The sequence below is a fragment of the Aquidulcibacter sp. genome (genome assembly GCF_049239865.1).
In the GTDB taxonomy this organism is placed as follows: Bacteria; Pseudomonadota; Alphaproteobacteria; order Caulobacterales; family Aquidulcibacteraceae; genus Aquidulcibacter.
Window position 1 is genome coordinate 1 of record NZ_JBMLTR010000001.1, and the last position, 6,285, is coordinate 6,285.

At 57.2% G+C, this 6,285-nt stretch carries 5 protein-coding genes; 2 read left to right on the forward strand and 3 right to left on the reverse strand.

Features of this window, described 5'->3' with window-relative positions:
- Positions 1-85 precede the first annotated feature (85 nt).
- Entirely contained in the window at positions 86-2,047 is a 1,962-nt protein-coding gene (rpoD, locus tag ACOVRA_RS00005; protein WP_421718531.1) for an RNA polymerase sigma factor RpoD, read from the reverse strand.
- A 222-nt stretch (positions 2,048-2,269) separates the two neighbouring features.
- A complete protein-coding gene (gene dnaG, locus ACOVRA_RS00010; RefSeq protein WP_421718532.1) occupies positions 2,270-4,168 on the reverse strand; it encodes a DNA primase in 1,899 nt (632 codons plus the stop codon).
- Between the two features lie 164 nt (positions 4,169-4,332).
- Between dnaG and ACOVRA_RS00015 the strand changes: the two genes are divergently transcribed.
- On the forward strand, positions 4,333-4,758 hold the full coding sequence (locus ACOVRA_RS00015; RefSeq protein WP_421718533.1) for a DUF2147 domain-containing protein: 426 nt from the start codon (positions 4,333-4,335) through the stop codon (positions 4,756-4,758).
- A gap of 80 nt (positions 4,759-4,838) precedes the next feature.
- Here the strand turns inward: ACOVRA_RS00015 and ACOVRA_RS00020 are convergent, their stop codons facing one another.
- A complete protein-coding gene (locus tag ACOVRA_RS00020) occupies positions 4,839-5,321 on the reverse strand; it encodes a peroxiredoxin (protein WP_290808316.1) in 483 nt (160 codons plus the stop codon).
- A 270-nt stretch (positions 5,322-5,591) separates the two neighbouring features.
- Here ACOVRA_RS00020 and ACOVRA_RS00025 point away from each other — a divergent pair, with 270 nt between their 5' ends.
- The gene (locus ACOVRA_RS00025; RefSeq protein WP_421718534.1) at positions 5,592-6,155 is read left to right on the forward strand and encodes a YqgE/AlgH family protein; all 564 of its coding nucleotides are present in this window, start codon (positions 5,592-5,594) and stop codon (positions 6,153-6,155) included.
- The last annotated feature ends 130 nt before the right edge of the window (positions 6,156-6,285 follow it).

Here is a 6,285-nt window from a genome sequence, read left to right on the forward strand (position 1 = left end):
GAGCAGAGCGCGGGGACCTTGTGGGAGTTTGCGGATCAAGATCCCGGCTCGGCTAACGCCGTCCGGGATGACAGCCACCTTGGCTCTAGTTATCCAAGAAGCTGCGCAGTTTCCGCGAGCGCGAAGGATGCTTGAGTTTGCGCAGGGCTTTGGCTTCGATTTGGCGGATACGTTCGCGGGTCACGCTGAACTGTTGGCCGACTTCTTCCAACGTGTGGTCGGTATTCATGCCGATGCCGAAGCGCATGCGCAGCACGCGTTCTTCGCGTGGCGTCAGACTGGCCAGAACCCGCGTGGTGGTTTCGCGCAGGTTGGACTGAATGGCCGCTTCCACAGGCAGGATCGCATTTTTGTCTTCAATGAAGTCACCCAGATGGCTGTCTTCCTCGTCCCCGATTGGGGTTTCAAGGCTGATCGGCTCTTTGGCGATCTTCATGACTTTGCGGACTTTTTCCAAAGGCAGGCCGAGCTTTTCAGCCAATTCCTCTGGCGTTGGTTCGCGACCAATCTCGTGCAACATCTGGCGCGAGGTGCGGACCAGCTTGTTGATCGTCTCGATCATATGCACGGGAATACGAATCGTGCGCGCTTGGTCGGCGATCGAGCGGGTAATGGCCTGACGGATCCACCAAGTCGCATAGGTCGAGAATTTATAGCCGCGACGATATTCGAACTTATCGACCGCCTTCATCAGACCAATATTGCCCTCTTGAATGAGGTCGAGGAATTGCAAGCCACGATTGGTGTATTTCTTGGCAATCGAGATCACCAAGCGGAGGTTGGCTTCCACCATTTCCTTCTTGGCCTGACGGGCTTCGCGCTCGCCCTTTTGCACGGTTTGGACGATGCGACGGAATTCATCGATCGGCACGCCGGTCTCTTGGGCGAGGGTGAATATCTCTTGACGGATTTCGTCCGCGCGGTCACGCTGGTCAATGGCAAAGCGGGTCCACGACTTGGTCTTTTCCTTGACGGTGTCGAGCCAGCTTGGGTCCATTTCATGGCCCTGATAGGCCTTCGCGAAATCTGGACGGCCAATGCCGCAGCTTTCCGCCAGACGCATCAATTTGCCTTCCAAACCGATGGAGCGCTTGTTGATCGTATAAAGCTGTTCGACCAGAGCCTCGATCCGAGCATTGTTGAGCTTAAGGCTCTTGAGCTCGTCGATGATGCTGTTTTGCAAAGCATCCATGGCGGCCATGTCGTCATCGGTGATCGATACACCGCGAATACGGGCGTCGAGCGAGCGATCCTTTAGCGCACGGAAGGCGTCAAAGTGGGCAGCAACCGTATCGAGGATGCCCATGATACCGTCGCGCAATTCGCCTTCCATGGCAGACATAGAAAGGGCAGCGCCTTCGTCTTCTTCGGCTTCGGCGCGGGCGGCACGTGCAGCACGAGCCCCTTCTTCATCATCCTCATCATCATTGCTGGAGAGGACTTCTTCTTCCTCCTCTTCCTCTTCTTCGACTACGGGTGGCGCATTTTCCGCCCCATAGGTCGCTTCAAGGTCGATGATTTCGCGCAAGAGAACGCGACCGGTCTGCAATTCGTCGCGCCACACCATGATGGCTTCAAAGGTCAACGGGCTTTCGCACAGGCCGCGGATCATCGCGTCGCGACCTGCCTCGATGCGCTTGGCAATGGCGATTTCGCCTTCACGCGAGAGAAGCTCTACCGCGCCCATCTCCCGCAGATACATGCGAACGGGATCGTCGGTGCGGTCTTGGCCTTCTTTGGTATTGCCGGTTTGAATGACGACCGCAGAGCTCGACGAGGAGACGGTTGCGACTTCGCCACCTTCTTCTTGCGAATCTTCTTCGGCTTCAATCAGATTGACGCCCATTTCGCTCAACTGAGCCATCACGTCTTCGATCTGCTCAGACGTGAAATCTTCCGAGGGTAGAATTTTGTTGAGTTCGTCGACCGTGACCCAGCCGCGTACTTTGCCTGCCTTGATGAATTTCTTCACCGCAGCATTGTTCAAGTCCAGAAGTGGCGCATCGGGGGTCTCTGCGGATTGCGCTTCTTCAACTTTTTCTACCATGAATGTGCCGCCTCTTGGTTCCGCCATGTCGTCACATGACGCACCTGATTGCTATAATAAATCCCTGCCAGCCTGCCCTTTTAAAGGCAATCTGGCATGAACCCGATTTTCCTGCCCCTATAGCCGATCTTTTTCAAAAGGTCAGCTAGTGGTGCCTGTCCTGTTTACCGTTGAAAACAACGGCACAGCCAGCCCGTACTGTTTGAAGCACGTGCCGACTTTCTAATCTTCTGCCGGCAGAGAGAAACCCTCTCCCCCGACGATGGATGCCCCAGCAGAGCTAGTCTCGTCAGCTCGCAGCGCACGGCGCTCACCAACCAGACGCTTCAGCCGCTCGAACGCTGCTTCATCACCACTGCCTGCCGCAGATACGGCTTCGGCCGCGTCCGACGCCAGAGCCCGATGGGTCTCCAAACGTTGAAGCGCGATCAGCCAAGCGCGTTTGGCCTCCTCCACACTCAGCTCAGGCCGGGCATGAGGGTTGACCGGCGACCGCCGCGCTTCATCGAGAAAGCGCACGGCTTCGCTTTGACCTAATTGGTTCAGATGGAGACGAACGCTCTCAAAATCAATAGTCGTTCCCGCATGATGCAGGTCTAAAAGACCGTGGCGCAGTAAATTCAGGCCTGGATTGTCGAGGACGAGGCCGGCAAACGCCTCTTCATGCCCCTCTAGAAGCTCAGCGCGGAGCAAAGGTGCGGTCACGAGGTCTACCAAAGTTCGCTTCGGGCGCACGGTCCCTGCTTTGATTTTCAAGCGTAATTCGGCTGTCGCGCTGCCGATCGGGCCGGTGTCGCCCCCCTTCCCGCGTGCCTTGGGTACAAAGGCTGGCCGAGCGGCAGGGGCAAACAGCGCATCCAGATTGCGGCGCATGTCTTCATTGAGTTCACGCTGTAAATCAGCGTCCGTGACTTGGCCTGTGAGCTGCCGCAAGCGCTTGCGCAGACCCGCGCGCGCCTCTGCCGTCACCAAGGGCTCGCGCTCTTGTTCGCGCTGGAACAAAAAGCTGCCGAGCGCCAGAGCCGATTCCAGAACCGCTTCGATGCCCGCTGCGCCTTTGGCCTTGATCATATCGTCGGGGTCTTGGCCTTCGGGCAAAAAGCCAAAGGCCAAGGTCTTGTCTGCCGACACCAGCGGTAAGGCCCGGTCGAGCGCGCGCTCTGCTGCCTTCAGGCCGGCTTTATCGCCATCAAAGCACAGGATGGGCCGCTTAGACGCTTTCCAGATCAGGCCTAATTGGTCTTCAGTCAGGGCTGTACCCAAAGGTGCCACAGCCGCAAAGCCAGCGCGTTCTAAGGCGATGACATCCATATAGCCTTCGGCAACCAATATGGGCTTGTCCTTGGCGGCAGCCCGCGCCTGCGCATAGCGGTAGAGATTGCGGCTTTTGTTAAAGACGGGGCTGTCGGGGCCATTGAGATATTTGGGCTGCCCATCGGGGTCGAGCGTGCGGGCCCCAAACGAGACCGTACGATCGCGTGTGTCCGCAATGGTGAACATCACCCGGCCCCGGTAAAAATCAAACGGGCTGCTGCCATCATCGGGCATCTTTAAAAGCCCTGCATCGACCAGATCGGCCAATTGGTGGCCACCTTGGGTCAGCCGATCTTTCAGCCACGTCCGACTATTGGGGCTAAAGCCCAGACCGAAACGATCCCAATCACCCTCATTCAAGCCACGCTTGGTCAAATAGGCACGCGCTTTAGCGCCTTCCGGGCTGCGCAGCGCTTGGGCAAAGGCGGCACGTGCGGCATCCAAGGCATTGGTTAGGCGCTTGGCTTGATCGTCCTTGGTGACGGCCTCTGGGTCGCGGGCGGGCAGTGGAATACCAAGGTCTCGGGCCAAACGCTCTACCGCTTCGGGGAAAGGCACATTTTCGGTCGCGATGATAAAGTCGATGGCATTGCCGTGCTGGCCACAGCCAAAGCAATGATACGTGCCCTTGGCGTCGACGGCATGGAAACTGGGCGTGGCCTCATTATGAAACGGGCAACAGGCCCACATATCGCCGCGCGACAGGTTGGACTTGCGCTTGTCCCACGTCACTTTGCGCCCGACCACATCCAGAATGGAGGCGCGCGTCAGCACTTCGTCGATAAAGGGGCGGTCAAAGCGGGACATCTAAAGTGACAATGGGGCTTCGAACCCGAATCATCAAGCCTGCGCCCCAGCCTAGTCACCGGAGTTTGAAGTGGCGGATCAATTTCGGACTTGAACTGGCTTTTTGAGGTCGGTAGAGACACGTCAAGTGTGTCTCCCGTCCTCCCCCATTAAGGTGTAAAACCATGAAATCTTTTGCCCTCGCGCCAGCCGCTCTGGCCCTGTTACTTGCTTCCCCAAGCTTTGCCAGCGAATTGCACGGCACGCGGTGGTTGACCGCCAATGGCAGCGGCATCATCCGCTTGGAAGCCTGTGGTAACAAAACCTGCGGCCGTATCGTTGGGCCGGGCCCAAAGGCCGACAAAAACGCCCCAACGACCGACACGAAGAATCCAGACCCCAAATTGCGGACGCGCCCCATTGTCGGCATGGCGATTTTGACGGGCTTCACGGCCCAAACGGATGGGAAATACACCGGCGGCCAAATTTATGACCCCACCGAAGGCAAGCTGTATCGCAGCGAGTTTCGCATGAAGCGTGACGGTAAGTTGGAAGTCAAAGGCTGTGTTGGCCCCATTTGTATTGGCCAAACCTGGACGCCCGCCTCCTAAAACAAGAAACCCCGCCTTCGCGCAAAACGAAGGCGGGGCTTTTAGATCGGTCCGAGTCGCTGCGGCGACACGGATAAAGCTTACATATGCTCCAGCATATATTCAGCGCCAGAAACCTTATATTCGGCTGGGGCTTCCACGAACAAATGCGTCACGACGCCATTGTCGGCCACCAGCGAGAAGCGCTGTGAGCGCACGCCCATGCCAAACTTCGACGCATCCATTTCAAGACCAATCGCCTTGGCGAAATTGCCGCTGCCATCGGCCAGCATGATGATCTCGTCGCTGACGCCTTGATCCTTGGCCCAAGCGCCCATGACGAACACGTCGTTCACCGACAAGCATGCGATGGCGTCGACGCCTTTAGCCGCCAATTCGGCTGCCTTTTCCTTGTAGGATGGCAAGTGCTTGGCAGAGCAGGTTGGCGTGTAGGCACCTGGAACAGCGAACAAAGCGACCTTTTTGCCAGCAAAAATGTCGGCCGTGGTGCGCGGCGCTGGACCGTCAGCGGTAGGGACCATGAAGGTTGCGTCTGGAAGGCTGTCGCCTACTTTGATTGTCATCTGTCGTTCTCCATCATGGCGGCCAAACCATCGTTGCGCCAAAGGGCGTCAGCGCCAGCCGCATGCTTGCTAGATAATCTATCGCCTCTGTGATTCAAAGATATGACCATGAACAAATTTGGGTTCAAATCTGGGCGCAAATTCTGGACATAGATTTCTGTCCATTTTGCCCGTTCTAGCTGCAGGGTGCGACAATTTGGACCAGTTGCAGCCCGTAAAAATTAAAATTCAGACTAGACAGCAAAGGATTTTGGCAACACGATTACAATTATGAGAAACTCGCTGGTCGGACGCTTCCTGATTGCCACCCCTTCGATGGCAGACCGTCGTTTTAAACGCTCGGTGATCTTGGTGTGCGACCATGACGAAACCCACGCAATGGGCATTGTGATCAATCGGGCGATGCCGCGCCTCCTGCTGCCAGACCTTCTCGACCAATTGGGTATTGATTGCGCGATCCGCGTCCCGTCTATCCCCGTGCTCGATGGCGGCCCCTGTCAGCGCGACCGGGGCTTTGTGCTCCACACCGATGATTGGTCGAGTGATGAGACGACCAGCCCGATCATGGGGGGCTTGCGTATGACGGCCACGCGCGATGTCCTGCAAGCCATCGCCCAAGGCATCAAGCCCAGCCGCGCGACCTTGGCCTTAGGCTATTCCGGTTGGGATGCTGGCCAGTTGGAAGCCGAAATCAAGGACAATGCTTGGCTCGTCACCGAAGGCGATATTGATGCCGTCTTCGCTACGGCCAATCTGGACGACAAATGGGAAGACGCCATCAGCCGCTTTGGGCTGGAGCCTTGGCAAATCTCGCAAAATGCCGGGCGGGCGTGAGCGGTCCAGTAACACTGCACGCCGTGTCGTAGGGTGCTGCACCGACCTCGTTAGAAGCGGTTTTGGATTTATCTTTTTCCACTAGGAATGATGGGGTGGACGCCCCCTGACGGCATCTATGTGCCAGTAT